Below are 17,304 nucleotides of genomic sequence, written 5' to 3'. Positions count from 1 at the left end.
TTGCCCGGTATAAATGCTCATCCGTTGCAGATGGGCATTTATGTGGGGAACGATATGGTCGTTTGAGTATAACGAGTACCTGTGTTTGTATATAAATAATATTCTAAATCCAGGAGGATTAAATTATGAAAAAACAGATTTGCATGATGATGGCGGCAATGATGGCGGCAGCAGCCCTGACCGGCTGCTCAGGCGGGGCAAAGGAAACAACGGCGGCCCCCACCGCGGCAAAGACAGCGGCAGAGACAACCCAGGCACCTGCCGCCGGTGAAGAGACAGAAGCAGAGTCTTCGGCCGGGGAGACTATGGCAGCCCAGGCAGGCGAATCCGCGGAGATTCTGGTTGCGGCTGCCGCCAGCCTTAAGAATGCCTATGAGGATGAACTGATTCCCATGTTCCAGGAGCAGTATCCGGGCGTGATTGTCAAGGGTACGTATGACAGCTCAGGCAAGCTCCAGACGCAGATTGAGGAAGGACTGGAGGCGGATGTGTTCATGTCGGCCGCGACCAAGCAGATGACAGCCCTGGACGAGGAAGGCATGATTGAATCCGACACCGTCACCAACCTGCTGGAGAATAAGATTGTGCTCATCGTTCCCGCAGGCAGCAGCGCGGGTTTTGAGAAGTTTGAGGACATTGAGAAGGCAGAGAGCATTGCTCTCGGAGACCCAGCCAGCGTGCCTGCCGGACAGTACGCGCAGGAAGCTCTTACCAGCCTAGGCATCTGGGATAAGATTCAGGACAAGGTAAGCTTTGGAACCAACGTGACAGAAGTGCTTAACCAGGTGGCCGCGTCCAGCGCTGACGCGGGTATCGTATACGCCACCGACGCAGCCGGCATGGCGGATCAGGTGCAAGTGGTAGCTGAGGCTCCGGAGGGCAGCCTTGCGGGGAAGGTCATCTATCCTGTGGCGGTAGTGAAGAACACGGCTCACGCAGAAGAAGCAAAGAACTTTGTGGAATTCCTTAAGACGGACGAGGCCATTAAGGTATTTGAGGAGTACGGATTCACGAAAGGCGAGTAAGGAAAAAGGGAGGAACCATCCATGGACTGGTCACCGATACTGATATCTATGAAAACAGCCAGCTTGTCGATTTTCATTACGTTTTTTCTGGGAATCTTTGCGGCATGGGCTGTGGTGAGCATGAAAAATGAAACATGGAAGCTGATTTGGGACGGCGTGCTTACGCTGCCCCTTGTCCTTCCCCCTACGGTGGCCGGTTTTTTCCTTCTCTATATTTTCGGGGTAAAACGGCCGGTAGGACAGTTTTTTATTGAATATTTCAGCGTTAAGATTGCATTTTCATGGACAGCTGCGGTGATTGCGGCCGTGGTTATGTCCTTTCCTTTGATGTACCGCTCTGCCAGGGGCGCGTTTGAGCAGGTGGACCAGAACCTGGCGGCGGCAGCCAGGACCCTGGGTATGAGCGAGTGGAGCATCTTCTGGAAGGTGCTCATGACAGGAGGCATGCCGGGGGTTGTCAGCGGAGGCGTACTGGCCTTTGCAAGGGGACTGGGAGAGTTTGGGGCCACTGCCATGATTGCGGGAAATATAGCAGGCAAAACAAGGACCCTTCCCATGGCGGTCTATTCCGAGGTGGCCGCAGGCAATATGGATACGGCGTACCGGTATGTGGCAGTGATTGTGGTCATCGCATTCCTGTCCATTGTATTGATGAACTGGGCGGCATTAAGGCCCGTGAACCGGAAGGGATGAAAGGGGAACAGCCGTGAACTCAGAATACAATCTTCATTTGGAAGTTGATATAAGAAAGAAATTAAAGGGTTTCAGCCTGGACATCAGCTTTGAGGCGGGGCGGGGATGCCTGGGCATCCTGGGGCCGTCGGGCTGCGGCAAAAGCATGACACTGAAATCCATAGCCGGCATCATCCGCCCGGACGAGGGCAGGATTGCCCTGCGCTATGCCCAGGGGGAGGCGGCCGGGGGCCGTGTTCTCTATGACTCTGCCCTCAAGATCAATGAGAAGCCCCAGGTAAGGCGGGTGGGCTACCTGTTCCAGAACTATGCTCTGTTTCCGGGCATGACCGTGGAGCAGAACATCATGGTGGGATTAAAGGGGGGACGGGGAAATGTGGGGCTTAGAAGGCGCCGGCCCATGTCCCGGGAAGCCGGGGAACAAAAGGTGTCTGAGATGGTGGAACGGTTCCGGCTTCATGGTTTGGAAAAACGCTATCCGGGCCAACTGTCAGGGGGACAGCAGCAGAGGGTGGCCCTGGCCAGGAGTCTGGCCTATGAGCCGGAGGCGCTGCTGTTAGACGAGCCGTTTTCAGCCATGGATACATACCTGAGGGAAGGGCTGAGGCTGGAGCTGGCCGGCGCCCTTAAGGAGTATGACGGGGTGACCATTATGGTGACCCATGACAGGGATGAGGCATATCAGCTCTGCGATAATCTGCTGCTTATGGACAGAGGATGCGTGCTGGCAGCCGGAAGAACACGGGACATCTTCCAGAATCCGGTCACATGCCAGGCAGCCAGGCTTACGGGGTGTAAGAACATATCCAGGATTGAACGTCTGGGGGAACGCAGGATACGGGCCGTGGACTGGGATGGCCTGGAGCTGGCCACGGACCGTCCCGTGGGTGACGCCATCACATACGTGGGCATCAGGGCCCATGATTTTGAACCCCTGTCAGAGAGCGGCGCCAGGGCTTATATGGAGCGGGAAGACGCAAATCTTATAAAAGTATGCTCCCCATGTATTTCCGAAATGCCTTTTGAGTGGTATATTACTTTACAGAACGGTCTGTGGTGGAAGAAGGAGAAGGATATCCACACCCACGATACGGCGGGGGTGGTTCCACAGTGGCTCAGGGTGGCGCCGTCCGCCCTTTTGCTCCTGACAGGAGAACTTTAGAGGCATATATCAGGCCGTTATAATACTTATCAGAAAGGCGGAACAGACTTATGAGGACAGGGGCTGTCATTATCGCAGCAGGCCATAAGAGCACAATCAGCCGTTTTCAGCCCATGCTTCCCGTGGGGGACAGCACGGTCATACGCAGAATCATCATCACACTGAAACGGGCGGGAATCGAGCCGGTGGTTGTGGTCACGGGACAGAAGGCGGACGAGGTGGAAAAACATATTGCCGGACTGCGGGTCATCTGCCTGCGCAATCAGGATTATGAGCAGACTCAGATGTATTACAGCATCTGCATGGGGTTAAATTATATAGAGGATTTATGCGACAGGGTATTCATCCTGCCTGCCAAATTTCCCATGTTCCTTCAGGATACCATACAGCGGATGATGGGTTCCCGGGCAATGGCCGCCTGTCCTGTATATGACGGGAAACGGGGCCATCCGGTCCTGGTATCCAAGGCAGCCATCGGGCCTCTTTTGGCATATCACGGTGAAAGAGGACTGAGAGGGGCTCTGCGCCAGCCTGAAATCAATGCGCAGCTGGAAGAAATTCCGGTGGAGGATGAGGGGATTATCATGGCCGTGGAATCGGACGAGGACTGCGCCCTGGGCAGTCTGGGCAGGGAAAAGCTGGCCGTATATCCCCAGGTACAGCTGACACTGGAGCGCAATGAAGGATTTTTCGGCCCCCAGGCAGCCCAGTTCCTGTCTCTGATCGGCCATACAGGCTCCATGCAGACAGCCTGCAGGCAGATGCATATGTCCTATACCAAAGGATGGAAGATTTTAAAGGAGGCTGAGCGGCAGTTAGGCTACCCTCTTCTGATTACACAGTCAGGCGGGGCGGAGGGAGGTTTTTCGCAGCTCACGCCCAAGTCTAAGGATTTTCTGGACCGCTACCTGCGGATGGAAAAGGAACTGCGCATGGAGGGGGAACGGCTTTACAAAAAATATTTTTCCGGGGAGGAAGAGACGGAGTCATGAAAACATTATTTACAGAGTTAAGACAATTACTGGAACAGGGGGAGGAAGCTGTCCTGGTGACCATTATTGCCAGTTCCGGCTCCACTCCCAGGGGAACCGGCTCCAGGATGCTGGTAAGGAAGGACGGGTCCATAGAAGGAACCGTAGGCGGAGGCGCCGTGGAGTACCAGGCTATGCAGACAGCCCTTAAGGCCATGGAGGACAAGGCTTCCTTTGCCAAAGGATTCACTCTTACCAGAAACCAGGTGGCGGATATCGGAATGGTGTGCGGCGGAAATGTGGTGGTATATTTCCAGTACATCCGCCCCGGCGACCAGGCGCTGTCCGGTCTCTGCGGCCAGGTCCTGGATGCCCTGGCAAAGGATGAGGACAGCTGGCTTATACTGGATATCACCGACGAGACATGCTGGCAGATGGGTTTGTACAGCCGAAGCCTGGGCCTGGCCGGGATTAAGGGGCTGGGACAGCTGCCGGAGGAGGAGCTTTTCGGAAGCAATGCCCTCCAGAAGGAAGTGGATGGGCGTAAGTTTTATATCGAGCCCCTGGTACAGGCGGGGACTGTCTATATATTCGGAGGCGGTCATGTGGCCCGGGAGCTGGTTCCGGTGCTGGCCCATGTGGGATTTAGATGCGTGGTCATGGATGACAGGGAGGCATTTGCCAATCCCCGGGTGTTTCCCCAGGCAGAGAGGACCGTCATGGGGGATATGGAACATATCAGCGATTATGTGGATATCCGTCCCAGAGACTATGTGTGCGTCATGACCAGAGGGCACCAGTTTGATTATTACGTGCAGAAGCAGGCCATGGCTCTGCATCCTTATTACATCGGCATCATGGGAAGCAGGAACAAGATACGGGTGGTGACGGATAAGCTGCTGGCGGACGGCTTCTCCCTGGAGGAAATCCAAAGGTGCCATATGCCTATCGGCACAGACATAGGAGCCGAGACACCGGCGGAAATTGCCATCAGCATAACAGGGGAACTGATTGCTCAGAGAGCTGCCAGGATGGGCAAAAAGAGATAGATGCAAAAAAAATTAGTCAATCTAAAATATTTTGCATTCATGCACAAAAAACAGATGTGTGTTCACCAAAAGATTAGATATAATGCGGATTGCTAAGCAGGTCTGCCTGACATATAATGAATCTATCACAGTGATGGGGAACATATTGGAAGGAAGGAATCAGTTATGGCAGTCATCGGAGTTATATTAGTGTTTGGTATCCTGAGTTTTGATTTGTATGGTGTAATCAGGAATAATATCCAGAAATAAGGACGGATTAAGGCCGGACAGGATAAAATCCAGCAGGAATAGAACAGCAGCCGGAAGCGGGGGAATGCCCCTTGTTTCCGGCTGTTTTGTTTGCCCAGCATGGGCGTTTTCTAATGGGTGAAAGTCCCAAGTGCGCGTAGGCAACAACGAAGCACATAGCCGAACAGCAAGGGTGTCCGCCGTGAGACGGAATCTGAAAGAAGCTGTAAGCAAACCTCTGACCTGACGGACAGGAACCGCATATAAGGCTCGGAAATACGGATAAGGTGGCAAAAGGCACTGAAGTCCAAAAGGTTGCCGGAAGTACGAGTAAATGCGGCAGGTACATGGAGGAAAAGAACACGCACCTTAACTGGGGAGGTCTCACAGGCGGTCTCATTAGCCGTAGTAACAACGAATTGTGAGAAGTCAGCAGAAGCCATAGTAGTGAGGAAGTTCCTGTAATGGGGACGGAGCGAAGGGCTGAACAATCAATCAGTTGAAGTACGTTCCACTTCGTAGCCGGAGCATACGCCTGTCGATGACTTCAAAGGCGGCAAAGGCAAAAGGGGCAGAAAGGAAACAACGCATGGACACAAGCAGTCTCATGGAGCAGATATTAAGCAGGGATAATCTAAATGCGGCGTATCTGCAAGTCGTAAGGAATAAAGGAGCGGCAGGCGTGGACGGGATGACCGTTGAAGAACTTGGCGCATATCTTTCGGAAAACGGCGAAAACATTAAGGAACAGTTGCGGACGAGGAAGTATAAGCCGAAGCCAGTCCGCAGGGTGGAGATACCCAAACCCGATGGTGGTACAAGAAATCTTGGAGTGCCAACAGCAGTAGACCGCTTTGTACAGCAGGCGGTGGCACAGGTGCTTACCCCGATATTTGAGGAGCAGTTTCACGACCACAGCTATGGATTCAGACCCAAGCGGTGTGCACAGCAGGCAGTCCTTAAAGCATTGGAAATGATGAATGACGGACACAACTGGATAGTGGATATCGACCTAGCGAAATTCTTTGACACAGTAGACCATGACAAGCTGATGACGATTTTCGGACGGACAATAAAGGACGGAGATGTCATATCGGTGGTAAGAAAGATTCTGGTCAGCGGCGTAATGATTGATGATGAGTATGAAGATACGGTAGTCGGCACACCGCAGGGTGGAAATATCTCGCCGCTGTTAGCAAATATCATGTTAAATGAGCTGGACAAAGAACTGGAAGCAAGGAGGCTGGATTTCGTCCGGTATGCAGATGACCTTATTATAATGGTCGGGAGCAGACAGGCGGCAGAGCGGGTAATGAAGAGCGTGGCTCGGTTTATAGAGGAAAAGCTTGGACTGAAAGTGAACGCGGAAAAGAGCAGGGTTGATAAACCAAAGGGCATTAAGTATCTGGGGTTTGGATTTTACTATGACTCATTTGCCAAAGGGTACAAAGCCAGACCACACCCGAAAGCGGCAGCAAAGTTCAAGGCGCAGATGAAGAAATATACAAGCAGGAGCTGGGGAGTGGGCAATGGTTATAAAATTGGGAAACTCAACCGGCTTATCCGAGGGTGGATAAATTATTTCAAAATCGGAAGCATGAAAAGGCTGTGCGCAAAAATGGACGGACAGATTCGGTATCGACTGCGCATGTGCATATGGAAACACTGGAAAACGCCAAAGAACAGGGAAAAGAATCTTATCAAACTTGGTCTGCCGCCAAATGCGGCACATGGCATTTCATATGCCAAAGGATATGCCAGAGTGTGCAGAAGCTGGAATCTCCACATTTGTATCAGTAAAGAGAGACTAGCTAAGTTTGGTCTTGTATCCATGGAAGACTACTACGCCGAAAAGGCTGTTACATGTTAAGTTGATTGAACCGCCGTATACCGAACGGTACGTACGGTGGTGTGAGAGGTCGGAAGGCGAAATAATCGCCTTCCTCCTACTCGATTGAATGGAAGTTTTTGAATGGAAGGGAAAATCATCTTTCCCAATTTACTGTTTTATGATAAAATAGTCAAAGTATCAAAATAAGTTTTTGTATCGACTGTAAAAGTGGAGAAAACGCCATGAGGGCTTATTTTTACGAGTATGGCATATGGACCGGAACAGACAGCCTGTGGCATGGCCTGGGGCTGGAGGGACGGATGGAGCAGGCACGGTCCGTGAAAGGACCGGGCCCTTTTGTGATATCCATGGCAGGGGCGGGGGGAAAGACATCCACCATCCGCAGACTGGCCTGGGAGGCCGTGAGACGCGGACTTAAGGTGCTGGTGGTTACAACGACCCATATGGCCCGTCCCGGTGCTTTTGGAGCCTTTGAGGGCAATGCGGAAGAAATCAGGACCGTTCTGGGATGCCACGGCCTGGCTGTGGCCGGAAGGCTGGCGGAGAAGGGAAAGATTGCATTTACAGGCTGGGAATTATATAGGGAGGCCTGTTCCCTGGCGGATTTGGTGCTGGTGGAGGCCGACGGTTCCAGACGCCTGCCTTTGAAGGTGCCAAGGGCCGGGGAGCCGGTGATACCGGACAATACAGACATGATTTTATGTCTCAACGGCCTGTCATCCCTTGGAAAGCGGGCTGAGGACTGCTGCCTGAGGCTTGAGGAGGCCAGGGCTCTGATGAACCGCCACGGCCGCAGACACTATGAGGATAACCGCAAGCCGTGGGGCAGTGCGGCGGATGGACTTGGCCGGAATCCGGAAAACAGGGCGGACTGGGTCATACAAAAGGAAGATATGATGACACTGATAAACCATGGATATCTGCTGCCCCTGCGGGCGGACTATCCGGGAGCGGATGTCCTGCCGGTATTCAACCAGGCCGACACCCCGCAGGAAGCAGCGCTGGCCGGGGAAATGCTGGAGGGCATGGGAGAGACATCTGGGGCTGCAAGCGGACAGCTGGACCAGGACGTGTCTGCCCGGTTATTTTAAAGGATGGTTATGAGGGATGAAGATATCGTTTATCTATATGGCTTCCGGATTTGGAAGCCGTTTTGGCTCTAATAAGCTTCTGGTACCCTTTAAGGGGAAGGCGCTTTACCGTCATGGGCTTGACTGCATCTGCCGTGCGGCGGGGGAGCTGGAAAAAGAGGGGTACCAGACAGAGGTTCTGGTGGTCAGCCAGTATGAGGAGATTCTAGAGCAGGCCGAAAGCCAGGGACTGCGGGCGGTCCTTAACAGATTCAGCGGCCAGGGAATCACCGCTTCCCTCAGGCTGGGAACTGATTCGGCCTCTCCTGAATCAGAGGCGCTTCTGTTTTCAGTGGCTGACCAGCCGTATATGAGTCCGTTCACCCTGAAGGAATTCATACGTGGTTTCCGGCTGGCCGGGAAGGGCATGGGCTGTGTGTGCCATCAGGGAAAGCGGGGGAATCCGGCCATATTCGCCGGCGCCTACAGGGAAGAACTGATGGGGCTTCGCGGAGACAGGGGAGGAAGCGTAATCATGAAGGCGCACCCGGAGGATGTGTGGACCATGGAGGTGCCGGAGGAAGAACTTAAGGACATTGACAGGGCAGAGGATTTGGGAGCGGTACAGAATTGACGGCGGCATTTTTCTAAAGCTATCCGGTGCGGCCGGGACAAAACAGACAGAACAAACGGAAATGTGGTGGGAGTATGAAACAGTCGGTTAATCAATCGGACAAACAATCGGACAATCAAAAGAAGAATGATTTTTCCAAGGGCAGTGTGGTTGGAAATATCATGAAGCTGGCGGTCCCCATGACCCTGGCGCAGCTCATCAATGTGCTGTATAATATTGTGGACCGCATTTACATAGGAATGATACCGGAGAACGCCACCCTGTCCCTGACAGGGCTGGGGCTCTGCCTGCCCATCATATCCATTGTGATTGCCTTTGCCAACCTCTTTGGCATGGGCGGTGCTCCCCTGTGTTCCATTGAGAGAGGCAGGGGGAACGAAAAAGAGGCGGAGGCCATCATGGGCAATTCCTTTGTGATGATGGTGGCGGTGGGGATTCTGCTGACGGTCCTGGGACTGATGTTCAAGAGACCCATGCTGTATCTCTTTGGGGCCAGCGATGCCACCATTTTCTACGCGGACGCCTATGTGACCGTCTATCTCATGGGCAATATCTTTGTCATGACAGGCCTGGGCATGAACAGCTTCATCAATTCCCAGGGGTTTGGGACCGTGGGCATGATGACCGTGCTTTTGGGGGCGGTCACCAATATTGTACTGGACCCCGTCTTTATCTTTGTTTTTAACATGGGGGTGAGGGGCGCTGCCCTGGCCACCATCCTTTCTCAGATGCTGTCAGCCCTGTGGATCCTGGCCTTCCTCACCGGCAGGCGGACCATCCTGAAGCTGCGGCCTTCCGCCATGAGGCTGGACTGCGGCAGGCTGCTTCGCATCGTAGGCCTGGGTATGTCCGGGTTTACCATGTCCATCACCAACAGTCTCGTACAGATCATGTATAATTCCATGCTCCAGAAATTTGGCGGCGACCTCTATGTGGGAATCATGACCGTTATCAACTCGGTTAGGGAGGTCATTTCCATGCCTGTAAACGGCCTGACCAACAGCGCCCAGCCCGTGCTGGGGTTTAACTACGGAGCCAGGGAGTATAAAAGGGTACAGAAGTCCATTGTATTCATGTCCGTGGTCTGTATTCTGTATACAGTGGTGGCCTGGGGATTTGTGGACTGGTTTCCGGCGTTTTTCATCCGCATCTTCAACCGGGAGGGCGATATGGTGGAGGCGGGAATCCCGGCCATACGTATGTATTTCTTTGGATTTTTTATGATGTCCCTTCAGTTTGCGGGACAGTCCGTATTTGTGGGTCTGGGAAAATCCAGAAACGCGGTATTTTTTTCCATTTTCCGAAAAGTCATCATCGTCATACCCCTTATCATCATACTGCCCACTGTATTCGGAATGGGAACCCAGGGAATACTGATGGCAGAGCCCATATCCAATTTCATCGGAGGAGGAGCCTGCTTCGGGACCATGCTGCTTACTGTGTGGCCTGAGTTAAAACGGGGCGGAGAAAAGATCCACAGCTAAAGGAGAAAGAACCAATGAAAAGACCATACATGAAGGCCGCGGCCATACTGGGGACGGCAGCGTTTCTGTTTACATCCGGCTTTGCCAGGGCAGAGGACCATGCCGCGGGGACAGCCGGTTATCTCAAATCAGCCACCTACTATTCCGATGACTGGGTTATCAATTTCTGGAACAGCGAGAGCCGCCATATGGACCAGGAGCTGGCCCGCATTGCGCAGGACGGCTTTAACAATATCATTCTGGTGGTACCCTGGAGGGAATTCCAGCCAGGCATGTCCCCATGCACATACAACCAGTATGCCTGGGACAAGCTGGACCGTGTCATGGATGCCGCCGCTGCCCGGGGACTGAGCGTGATGCTGAGGGTGGGATACACCTGGGATTACTGCGGGGCCGGCAATGTGATGGACCGGTACCAGGGGCTGATGCAGGAGGGCACGGAGCGGTCGGCCTGGCTGGAATATGTGGGCCGTCTCTATCAGGCGGCATCCTCCCATGAGAATTTCTGCGGAGGATTCCTGACCTGGGAGGACTTCTGGAACTTCACGGATGCCAGCGCGTCCCTGGGAAAAGGGGTAAAGGGACGCAGCATGGCCAGGGACTGCGGATATGTGGATTACGCCAGGGAAAATTATGAGCTGGAAGAACTGGAGGAGATGTACGGGCACAAGCTGTCCGGCTACGACGACTTGTATTTTCCGGCAAAGGATTCCCAGGCCAGAAGCGTATTTTACGGGTTCTACGACCAGTTTTTAAATGAACTTCTGGCTGACAGCCAGACTGTGTTTCCCGGTCTGTCCATGGAAGTGCGACTGGATGTGGACCCGGTGGAACACAAGGACGGAAGCCGGGAGGGCTTCATGCATTCCTCCACCTTCCCCAGCGGAAGCGCCGCCTATACCAGCGCGATGTACGGCATTCCCATGGGCTTCATGAATGAGCATGAACGCGTGACGGCAGCGGAAGCACTGGAAAAGGTTCCCGTGTTCCTGAACCGCCTTCATGTGTACAGCGGAGGCAAGCCGGTGTATCTGGACCAGTTCCTGTTTACGGACAATACAGTTGGATATGAGCACAATGCCCAGCTGCGGGACGATGAAAAATCATTGTATCTGGAAGGCGTTGTTCCCATTCTTAAAAATTCTACCATGGGATACGGCATATGGACCTACCGGGATTACGGGGACAATAAGCTGTTCAACGCCCAGTTTGCCCTTGGCGCGGACGGATGGCGTTTTTCCGGAGGAAGCTATATTATGGAGGATGAGAACGGAAAATCCGCAATGATTCCCTCCGGCGGAAATATTTACCAGAACCTGGGCAGCCGGATGACAGGCAACACAGGAAAAGATACTTATGTGAGGCTGAGGACAGGGGCAGAGGAAAAATGCAGGCTGACCATACGCATGGGCTCCCAGACAAGGACTGTGGACGTGAAGGAGGAGCGGAAGGTGGAGCTTAAGTTCAGCAGCTGCCAGCCCTCGGATTTCACCATCAGCGTAAGCGGAGGCAAAGGCGCCTATGTGGACGACGTTCAGGTATATACCTTTGTGACTCAGGGAGAGCTTTACAATATGGACGGCAGTGAAGGAAAATGCATTGAAGCCCTGCGGCTCATGAATCAAAAATTATAATCCGTACATACTATCCTTGTCATTGGTAAGAATAAAGACCAGGAGAAGGAGGTAAGGACGATGACCAAGCTGGAATGCAGTGTAAAGAACTGCCTGCACAACGCTGATAACTGCTGCTGCAAGGCAGCCATTGCAGTGGATGGGAACAAGGCTAAGACAGCAGAGCAGACCTGCTGTGCGAGCTTTGACGAGAACAAGGGAGGCAAGTTCACCAACCTGTTCAAGACCCCTGAGACAAGGCTGGAGATTGCCTGCGACGCAGTAAAATGTGTCTACAATGAGGAACACCGCTGCAGTGCTGAGCGTATTGATATCAGCGGTGACGGAGCCTGCGAATGTACGGAGACCAGATGCAGTACCTTTAAGGCCAGATAGATTCAGAATCAGGACGGATGTGTGAGGGGACGGGGACGTCTTGCGGGGAACCGGAGGGCGTCCCCGGCCTTTTGCCGGAGGCAGGGTGGAGACAAGCCTGGAGAAAAGTTTATAAGAAAAATTTGAAATTAGAGTTGACAAATACGTTCAAATGTAGTAGATTAATATAAGTTGTGAGAACGACTGACAGGAAAGCAGGTATCCGCCTCACCCTGGCACGAGTAAGTGACCCGGGTTTATAGATGAAACGATGTGCTGTATTATTTCCGGATATTTCCATGTGAGATAGGGCAGCAGATGGTTTTATGTGAGAAAGTGGATAGCCGGGCTGTCCGCTTTATTTTTTGCCCTACAGGGAAAGAACGGGGGCATGCTGATTCCAGAACAACATGACTTATTTGGAGGTGTACGACTATTAGCGAATTAATGATTAACGAGCAAATCAGAGACAAGGAAGTACGGCTGATTGGCGAGGACGGGGAGCAGTTAGGCATCGTGCCGGGAAAAGAGGCGCTGAGGCTGGCTCAGGAAGCAGAGCTTGACCTGGTGAAGATTGCACCTACGGCAAAGCCGCCGGTATGTAAGATTATCGACTATGGCAAGTACCGTTATGAACTGGCACGCAAGGAAAAAGAAGCCAAGAAGAAACAGAAGGTAATCGAGATAAAGGAAGTTCGTTTGTCACCCAACATTGACACCAACGACCTGAACACCAAGGTGGGAGCTGCCAGAAAGTTTTTGGAGAAGGGCGACAAAGTGAAGGTAACACTTCGTTTCCGCGGTCGTGAGATGGCCCATATGTTCAAGTCCAAATACATCCTGGATGATTTCGCTGAGAGTTTAAAGGATATCGCAGTTATCGATAAACCCTCCAAAGTTGAAGGAAGAAGCATGGTTATGTTTTTAACTGCAAAACGTTAAAATAGAAAGTTTTAAGGAGGAAATTTACAATGCCAAAGTTAAAAACCAGCAGAGCAGCAGCAAAGCGCTTTAAAAAGACAGGAACCGGTAAGTTAGTCCGCAATAAAGCTTACAAGACTCACATCTTAACTAAGAAGTCCACTAAGAGGAAGAGAAATCTTAGAAAAGATATCGTTACCGATGCTACCAACTCAAAGGTAATGAAGAAGATTTTACCATATCTGTAAGTTTGAATTGTAGAAGGAGGAATTACCGATGGCAAGAGTAAAAGGCGGTTTAAATGCAAAGAAGAAACACAATAGAGTCTTAAAGATGGCTAAGGGCTACAGAGGTGCCCGTTCCAAGCAGTACAGGATTGCAAAGCAGTCCGTAATGCGTGCCCTGACCAGCTCCTACGCAGGCAGAAAAGAGAGAAAGAGACAGTTCAGACAGCTGTGGATTGCGCGTATCAACGCTGCAGCACGTATCAACGGCCTGTCCTACAGCAAGTTCATGTACGGCTTAAAGTTAGCTGAGGTTGACTTAAACCGTAAGGTTCTGTCTGAAATGGCTATCAATGACGCAGAGGGATTCGCGAAGTTAGCTGAGCTGGCTAAGTCCAGGATTGCTTAATTGAAAATTGATATAAGAACACAGGAGGGTATTGCAGGACAAGCTGCAGTGCCCTCTTTTTTGAAACGGCCTTTTCACGGCTGATTTCTTTGCGTTTACCTTTATCCTGAACAGGAGTATGAATCGTGGCTGGGCGCAGCCGCCTGGCAGCTGACCATAGCGGCAGGCGTATTCCGGGCAGAAAACAAGGGAAAAAGCAGCCTCCAAGCGTTATAATAACCAAAGGAGGTTGTGGGCAATGATTAAGGATGCATATGTACAATACCAGTCGCGGAAAGCGGCAAAGGACCAGTTTGATGCAATGGAACTGCTGCCGGGGCGGGTGAAGATGGAGCGTAATGTCCACTATATTGACGATGAGACGGCTGCCATGAATCTGCATCTGGCCCTGATGATGGCGGTCCTGGAGGACGGGTTATGGCAGTGAGGCTGTTCGTGAAAAGACCCGCCGTGCAGGGTACAGGAAAGTAAGGGAGAAAAAAAGGGACAATGAAGAAGGCGGATAATAAGAACCCGGAATAGAAATCCTTCATGTAAAATACTGGATGAGGCAGAGGCCCTGGAGGTAGTGGAGATGAACCGGGAGGAAGTGAAGCGTTTACTGGGTGGGGGGGGGGTGCAGGCGGGCGCCGGATATGACCAGGCCCGCCTTTTCCTGTCTTTAATGCTCTCCTGTTTTATAATCGTCTCTTGCCCAGTTGGGAGCATTGACAGGGCCTGCTTTGGCGTTGCCGTTTTTGGCAGCCCCCTGGATTTCGGGAACCTGGGCCTGCTCATTTTTGGGGTGTTTCATTTTGTGGTGGTTCTCGGTTCCGTGATTATCAGCGTCGTAAGGGCTGGGTCTTCTCATTCCTGCTTTTGCCATGATGATACCTCCTGTCCGTAGTAGTTTTTGTAAGATTGGCGGAAAATATTCGGCAGTTTGTCTCCCTTCTGATGTTGTATTGTATTTTTTACTGCCATACTTGCATATTCGATACAGGACAACGCGGTCTTTGCCGGTTTCCGTCAATGTCCGCCGGCGGACGGCATATAGAAGAACCGGATAAGTTTGGCTTAGCCGCTTCACTTCACGTATCAATTTAATAGGAAAATAGAGAAATTTAAGTATGCGGCAAATATGCACCATATCAGATAAGGAATCTGTAAATAAGCAGATAGAGGGTTAACAATGAGAATTAGTGCAATGAGCCAGATAAAAGCAAATAGGAAAAGGTCCAAACCAAAAAAGATAATACTCCAACAAAAGTTGAAAAATAACTGTATACAATAGAGCAACAAAGCTTTCGATTGAACAAAATCGCTACGCGATGGCCTGCCAAGGCTGTGGCGCAGTTTTTACGTTCCTCTAAATAAAAAGCAGTGGAAAAATCTTCCGCAATACGGTATTGTTAAGTTACCACACAAAACAACCAAATACGGAAACCTCCACTGCCTATGATTACAATAGCATTTTTTGGTGTCTTCCGCAAGCGGAATTATGATGCCAATGCCCCTCCTGACAGGCAGCTGCCACGATCAACGCTGCTTATTTCAGGAGGTTTTATTATGTACGATGATATTTTTGAATCTATCCGCTATGAAGCGGAAAAACGGAACCTGCGGGAAAGTACCATAAACTTGTACTGTGCCAATGTCAATTACTTTCTCCGCTGTATTGGGAAAACCGCCTCTGAGCTTACACTTGACGATGCGGAAAGTTTCCTCTCTGCCAAACGTTTGGAAGGCAGGTCTCCCGAAACTCACAACCACTATCGGTCAGCAATTAAGTTCTTCTACAAAAAAGTGCTCTGGATCCTTTGGGATGATGACATAGTTCCTGCCATGAAAAGGGAACGGAACCTTCCCGCCGTCCTGAGCCGTAATGAGATAAACGCGATCATTGAGGCCACCCAAAACCTGAAGCATAAAGCTATCATTGCGACGATGTACTCTTCCGGATTACGCGTCTCAGAGGCTGTCCATCTCCATTACGATGACATTTCCCGTACCAACATGACCATCCATGTCCGTGAAACCAAAGGCAGGATTGACAGGTATACCATCCTCTCCCGGAAGAATCTTGACCTTCTTACCGAGTATTGGTACAAATGCGGCCGGCCCAGGGGGATACTTTTCCCAAGCTCCTGGACTGGTGGATACCTGGATATAACCAGTGTGAACCAGTTCTTTAAAAAAAGCGCCAGGCTTGCCGGTATTACCCGCCGTGTCTCTTCCCATGCGTGCCGACACAGTTTTGCCAGCCACCTGTTTGAAAGCGGGACCGATATCAAATATATCCAGTCCCTTCTCGGGCATGTGGATCCCCGCTCTACCGATGTCTACCTCCATGTAAGCAACAAGACCCTCCTCGGCATCCGCAGCCCGTTCGATGGTCCGCAAGGCGGTGAGGAATGAACACTGACTGCACAATCCAGGATGTTTTTAACCGTTTTTATCCTTCCTATGCATCTTCCCATGATGTTTCCCCTGCCCAGAGAAAGGCGGCTTACCACATCATGAACTGCAAGACCGGTGCTTTTGGCGTAAATGTGAGCGTCTGTGAGGATTGCGGCTGTATTTCCATCCACTATAATTCCTGCCGTGACAGATGCTGCCCTATGTGTCAGGAATTCCCGAAAGAAAAATGGGTTGACGCGCGCAGGGAGGATCTGCTGGACGCGCCATACTTCCATATGGTATTCACTGTGCCGGAAAATCTGAACCCTGTTATCTACAGCAATCAGAAACTTTTATATACAGCGCTTTACCATGCCGCGTCCGATACCCTGCGTGAACTTGCGGCTGACCCGAAATACCTTGGCGCTGACATCGGCTATATCTGCATTCTGCATACCTGGGGGAGCGCCATGAACTTCCATCCCCATATCCATGCCATTGTTCTGGGAGGCGGGCTGGATGCAGGAAATCACTGGAAAGGCAGCGGGGAGGACTTCTTCCTTCCGGTCAGGGTGGTCTCCCGGCTGTTCCGCGGAAAATATCTTGCTGAACTGAAACAGCTATGGAAAGATGGAAAACTCGAATTCCACGGTACGGCAGAGCCTTACAGGAACCATTATGCCTTACAGGAATTATTGGATACCTGTTACAAAAAAGAATGGATACCCTACTGTAAGAAGCCGTTCCATGGCGCGGAATCCGTCATCAGGTACCTTGGAAGGTACACACACCGGATTGCCATCAGCAATTATCGTATCAAATGCATGACGGATTCTATGGTCACATTTACTGCAAAAGATTATAAAAACCAGGGCCAGTGGGAGGAGATTACGGTTTCCGGTGAGGAGTTTATCCGCAGATTTCTGATGCATGTCCCGCCGAAGCGTTTTGTCCGGATACGCCACTATGGCCTGCTGTCATCCCGGAACAAGAATAAGAAGATCACCTTGTGCCGGAATCTCCTCGGCTGTAGAAAGTATATCGCAAGGCTGAAAGATCTGGATGCCCCTGCCATGATCCGGCTGCTTTACAATAAGGATATCTGCAGGTGTTCTTCCTGCGGCGGAAGGATCATTCCTTTACCGGCAGGGCAGCCTTGTACAATGCCAGAACCGCATCTTCTATGTTAAAAAAGGCAACTGAATATTTTTTAAG

At 51.5% G+C, this 17,304-nt stretch carries 18 protein-coding genes and 1 pseudogene; 17 read left to right on the top strand and 2 right to left on the bottom strand.

Features of this window, described 5'->3' with window-relative positions; translation table 11 throughout:
- The first annotated feature begins 125 nt into the window (after positions 1–125).
- The 15 genes from modA to LA360_RS28395 all read left to right on the top strand — a co-directional run bounded on the left by modA (position 126) and on the right by LA360_RS28395 (position 14,137).
- On the top strand, positions 126–1,025 hold the full coding sequence (modA, locus tag LA360_RS28465; protein WP_022200747.1) for a molybdate ABC transporter substrate-binding protein: 900 nt from the start codon (positions 126–128) through the stop codon (positions 1,023–1,025).
- Positions 1,026–1,046: 21 nt separating this feature from the next.
- On the top strand, positions 1,047–1,718 hold the full coding sequence (gene modB / locus LA360_RS28460) for a molybdate ABC transporter permease subunit (RefSeq protein WP_022200748.1): 672 nt from the start codon (positions 1,047–1,049) through the stop codon (positions 1,716–1,718).
- Between the two features lie 13 nt (positions 1,719–1,731).
- On the top strand, positions 1,732–2,880 hold the full coding sequence (locus tag LA360_RS28455; protein ID WP_002584302.1) for a sulfate/molybdate ABC transporter ATP-binding protein: 1,149 nt from the start codon (positions 1,732–1,734) through the stop codon (positions 2,878–2,880).
- A 50-nt stretch (positions 2,881–2,930) separates the two neighbouring features.
- Entirely contained in the window at positions 2,931–3,872 is a 942-nt protein-coding gene (locus tag LA360_RS28450; protein ID WP_022200749.1) for an NTP transferase domain-containing protein, read from the top strand.
- Complete coding sequence (locus LA360_RS28445; RefSeq protein ID WP_022200750.1) at positions 3,869–4,900, top strand: XdhC family protein; 1,032 nt, start codon at positions 3,869–3,871, stop codon at positions 4,898–4,900. The genes LA360_RS28450 and LA360_RS28445 overlap by 4 nt, the downstream gene beginning before the upstream one ends.
- An 817-nt stretch (positions 4,901–5,717) precedes the next feature.
- Positions 5,718–6,998, top strand: a complete 1,281-nt coding sequence (gene ltrA, locus LA360_RS28440; RefSeq protein ID WP_002578445.1) for a group II intron reverse transcriptase/maturase — start codon at positions 5,718–5,720, stop codon at positions 6,996–6,998.
- A gap of 203 nt (positions 6,999–7,201) precedes the next feature.
- Positions 7,202–8,071: a selenium cofactor biosynthesis protein YqeC gene (gene yqeC, locus LA360_RS28435; RefSeq protein WP_002584299.1), complete on the top strand. Its 870-nt coding sequence runs from the start codon at positions 7,202–7,204 to the stop codon at positions 8,069–8,071.
- A gap of 16 nt (positions 8,072–8,087) precedes the next feature.
- Positions 8,088–8,684, top strand: coding sequence for a nucleotidyltransferase family protein (locus LA360_RS28430; protein WP_022202099.1), 597 nt, complete (start codon positions 8,088–8,090; stop codon positions 8,682–8,684).
- A 74-nt stretch (positions 8,685–8,758) separates the two neighbouring features.
- The gene (locus LA360_RS28425) at positions 8,759–10,168 is read left to right on the top strand and encodes an MATE family efflux transporter (protein WP_057572491.1); all 1,410 of its coding nucleotides are present in this window, start codon (positions 8,759–8,761) and stop codon (positions 10,166–10,168) included.
- A gap of 14 nt (positions 10,169–10,182) precedes the next feature.
- Positions 10,183–11,802, top strand: coding sequence for a hypothetical protein (locus tag LA360_RS28420; protein WP_022202101.1), 1,620 nt, complete (start codon positions 10,183–10,185; stop codon positions 11,800–11,802).
- A 60-nt stretch (positions 11,803–11,862) separates the two neighbouring features.
- A complete protein-coding gene (locus LA360_RS28415; RefSeq protein ID WP_002565218.1) occupies positions 11,863–12,177 on the top strand; it encodes a DUF1540 domain-containing protein in 315 nt (104 codons plus the stop codon).
- Positions 12,178–12,603: 426 nt separating this feature from the next.
- Positions 12,604–13,098 (top strand): translation initiation factor IF-3, encoded by a 495-nt coding sequence (gene infC, locus LA360_RS28410; RefSeq protein ID WP_002584295.1) that lies wholly within the window; start codon positions 12,604–12,606, stop codon positions 13,096–13,098.
- Positions 13,099–13,127: 29 nt separating this feature from the next.
- On the top strand, positions 13,128–13,325 hold the full coding sequence (gene rpmI / locus LA360_RS28405) for a 50S ribosomal protein L35 (RefSeq protein WP_002584294.1): 198 nt from the start codon (positions 13,128–13,130) through the stop codon (positions 13,323–13,325).
- Positions 13,326–13,353: 28 nt separating this feature from the next.
- A complete protein-coding gene (gene rplT, locus LA360_RS28400; protein WP_022202102.1) occupies positions 13,354–13,710 on the top strand; it encodes a 50S ribosomal protein L20 in 357 nt (118 codons plus the stop codon).
- A gap of 238 nt (positions 13,711–13,948) precedes the next feature.
- Complete coding sequence (locus tag LA360_RS28395) at positions 13,949–14,137, top strand: hypothetical protein (protein ID WP_022202103.1); 189 nt, start codon at positions 13,949–13,951, stop codon at positions 14,135–14,137.
- A gap of 234 nt (positions 14,138–14,371) precedes the next feature.
- On the opposite strand, the gene LA360_RS28390 is transcribed toward LA360_RS28395, so the two are convergent.
- Both LA360_RS28390 and LA360_RS31725 read right to left on the bottom strand, forming a co-directional pair.
- Positions 14,372–14,575 carry a hypothetical protein gene (locus LA360_RS28390; protein WP_002584291.1) on the bottom strand — a complete coding sequence of 68 codons (204 nt, stop codon included), beginning with the start codon at positions 14,573–14,575 and terminating at the stop codon, positions 14,372–14,374.
- A 212-nt stretch (positions 14,576–14,787) separates the two neighbouring features.
- Positions 14,788–15,003, bottom strand: a pseudogene (locus LA360_RS31725) (TspO/MBR family protein); the annotation flags it as partial.
- Positions 15,004–15,258: 255 nt separating this feature from the next.
- Here LA360_RS31725 and LA360_RS28380 point away from each other — a divergent pair.
- Complete coding sequence (locus LA360_RS28380) at positions 15,259–16,107, top strand: tyrosine-type recombinase/integrase (protein ID WP_027641389.1); 849 nt, start codon at positions 15,259–15,261, stop codon at positions 16,105–16,107.
- Positions 16,104–17,279, top strand: a complete 1,176-nt coding sequence (locus LA360_RS28375) for an IS91 family transposase (RefSeq protein WP_027641388.1) — start codon at positions 16,104–16,106, stop codon at positions 17,277–17,279. Before LA360_RS28380 ends, LA360_RS28375 begins: the two co-directional genes overlap by 4 nt.
- The last annotated feature ends 25 nt before the right edge of the window (positions 17,280–17,304 follow it).

The organism is Enterocloster clostridioformis (assembly GCF_020297485.1).
Lineage (GTDB): Bacteria > Bacillota > Clostridia > Lachnospirales > Lachnospiraceae > Enterocloster > Enterocloster clostridioformis.
This window is presented reverse-complemented; position numbering and strand designations above follow the sequence as displayed.

Bases quoted from the DNA above. Each gene is read 5' to 3' on its own strand.
- rpmI (WP_002584294.1), top strand. From the start codon at position 13,128: ATGCCAAAGTTAAAAACCAGCAGAGCAGCAGCAAAGCGCTTTAAAAAG.
- ltrA (WP_002578445.1), top strand. From the start codon at position 5,718: ATGGACACAAGCAGTCTCATGGAGCAGATATTAAGCAGGGATAATCTA.
- LA360_RS28375 (WP_027641388.1), top strand. From the start codon at position 16,104: ATGAACACTGACTGCACAATCCAGGATGTTTTTAACCGTTTTTATCCT.
- LA360_RS28395 (WP_022202103.1), top strand. From the start codon at position 13,949: ATGATTAAGGATGCATATGTACAATACCAGTCGCGGAAAGCGGCAAAG.
- modA (WP_022200747.1), top strand. From the start codon at position 126: ATGAAAAAACAGATTTGCATGATGATGGCGGCAATGATGGCGGCAGCA.
- LA360_RS28390 (WP_002584291.1), bottom strand. From the start codon at position 14,575: ATGGCAAAAGCAGGAATGAGAAGACCCAGCCCTTACGACGCTGATAAT.
- LA360_RS28415 (WP_002565218.1), top strand. From the start codon at position 11,863: ATGACCAAGCTGGAATGCAGTGTAAAGAACTGCCTGCACAACGCTGAT.
- rplT (WP_022202102.1), top strand. From the start codon at position 13,354: ATGGCAAGAGTAAAAGGCGGTTTAAATGCAAAGAAGAAACACAATAGA.
- modB (WP_022200748.1), top strand. From the start codon at position 1,047: ATGGACTGGTCACCGATACTGATATCTATGAAAACAGCCAGCTTGTCG.
- yqeC (WP_002584299.1), top strand. From the start codon at position 7,202: ATGAGGGCTTATTTTTACGAGTATGGCATATGGACCGGAACAGACAGC.
- LA360_RS28450 (WP_022200749.1), top strand. From the start codon at position 2,931: ATGAGGACAGGGGCTGTCATTATCGCAGCAGGCCATAAGAGCACAATC.
- LA360_RS28425 (WP_057572491.1), top strand. From the start codon at position 8,759: ATGAAACAGTCGGTTAATCAATCGGACAAACAATCGGACAATCAAAAG.
- LA360_RS28380 (WP_027641389.1), top strand. From the start codon at position 15,259: ATGTACGATGATATTTTTGAATCTATCCGCTATGAAGCGGAAAAACGG.
- LA360_RS28445 (WP_022200750.1), top strand. From the start codon at position 3,869: ATGAAAACATTATTTACAGAGTTAAGACAATTACTGGAACAGGGGGAG.
- LA360_RS28420 (WP_022202101.1), top strand. From the start codon at position 10,183: ATGAAAAGACCATACATGAAGGCCGCGGCCATACTGGGGACGGCAGCG.
- LA360_RS28430 (WP_022202099.1), top strand. From the start codon at position 8,088: ATGAAGATATCGTTTATCTATATGGCTTCCGGATTTGGAAGCCGTTTT.
- infC (WP_002584295.1), top strand. From the start codon at position 12,604: ATGATTAACGAGCAAATCAGAGACAAGGAAGTACGGCTGATTGGCGAG.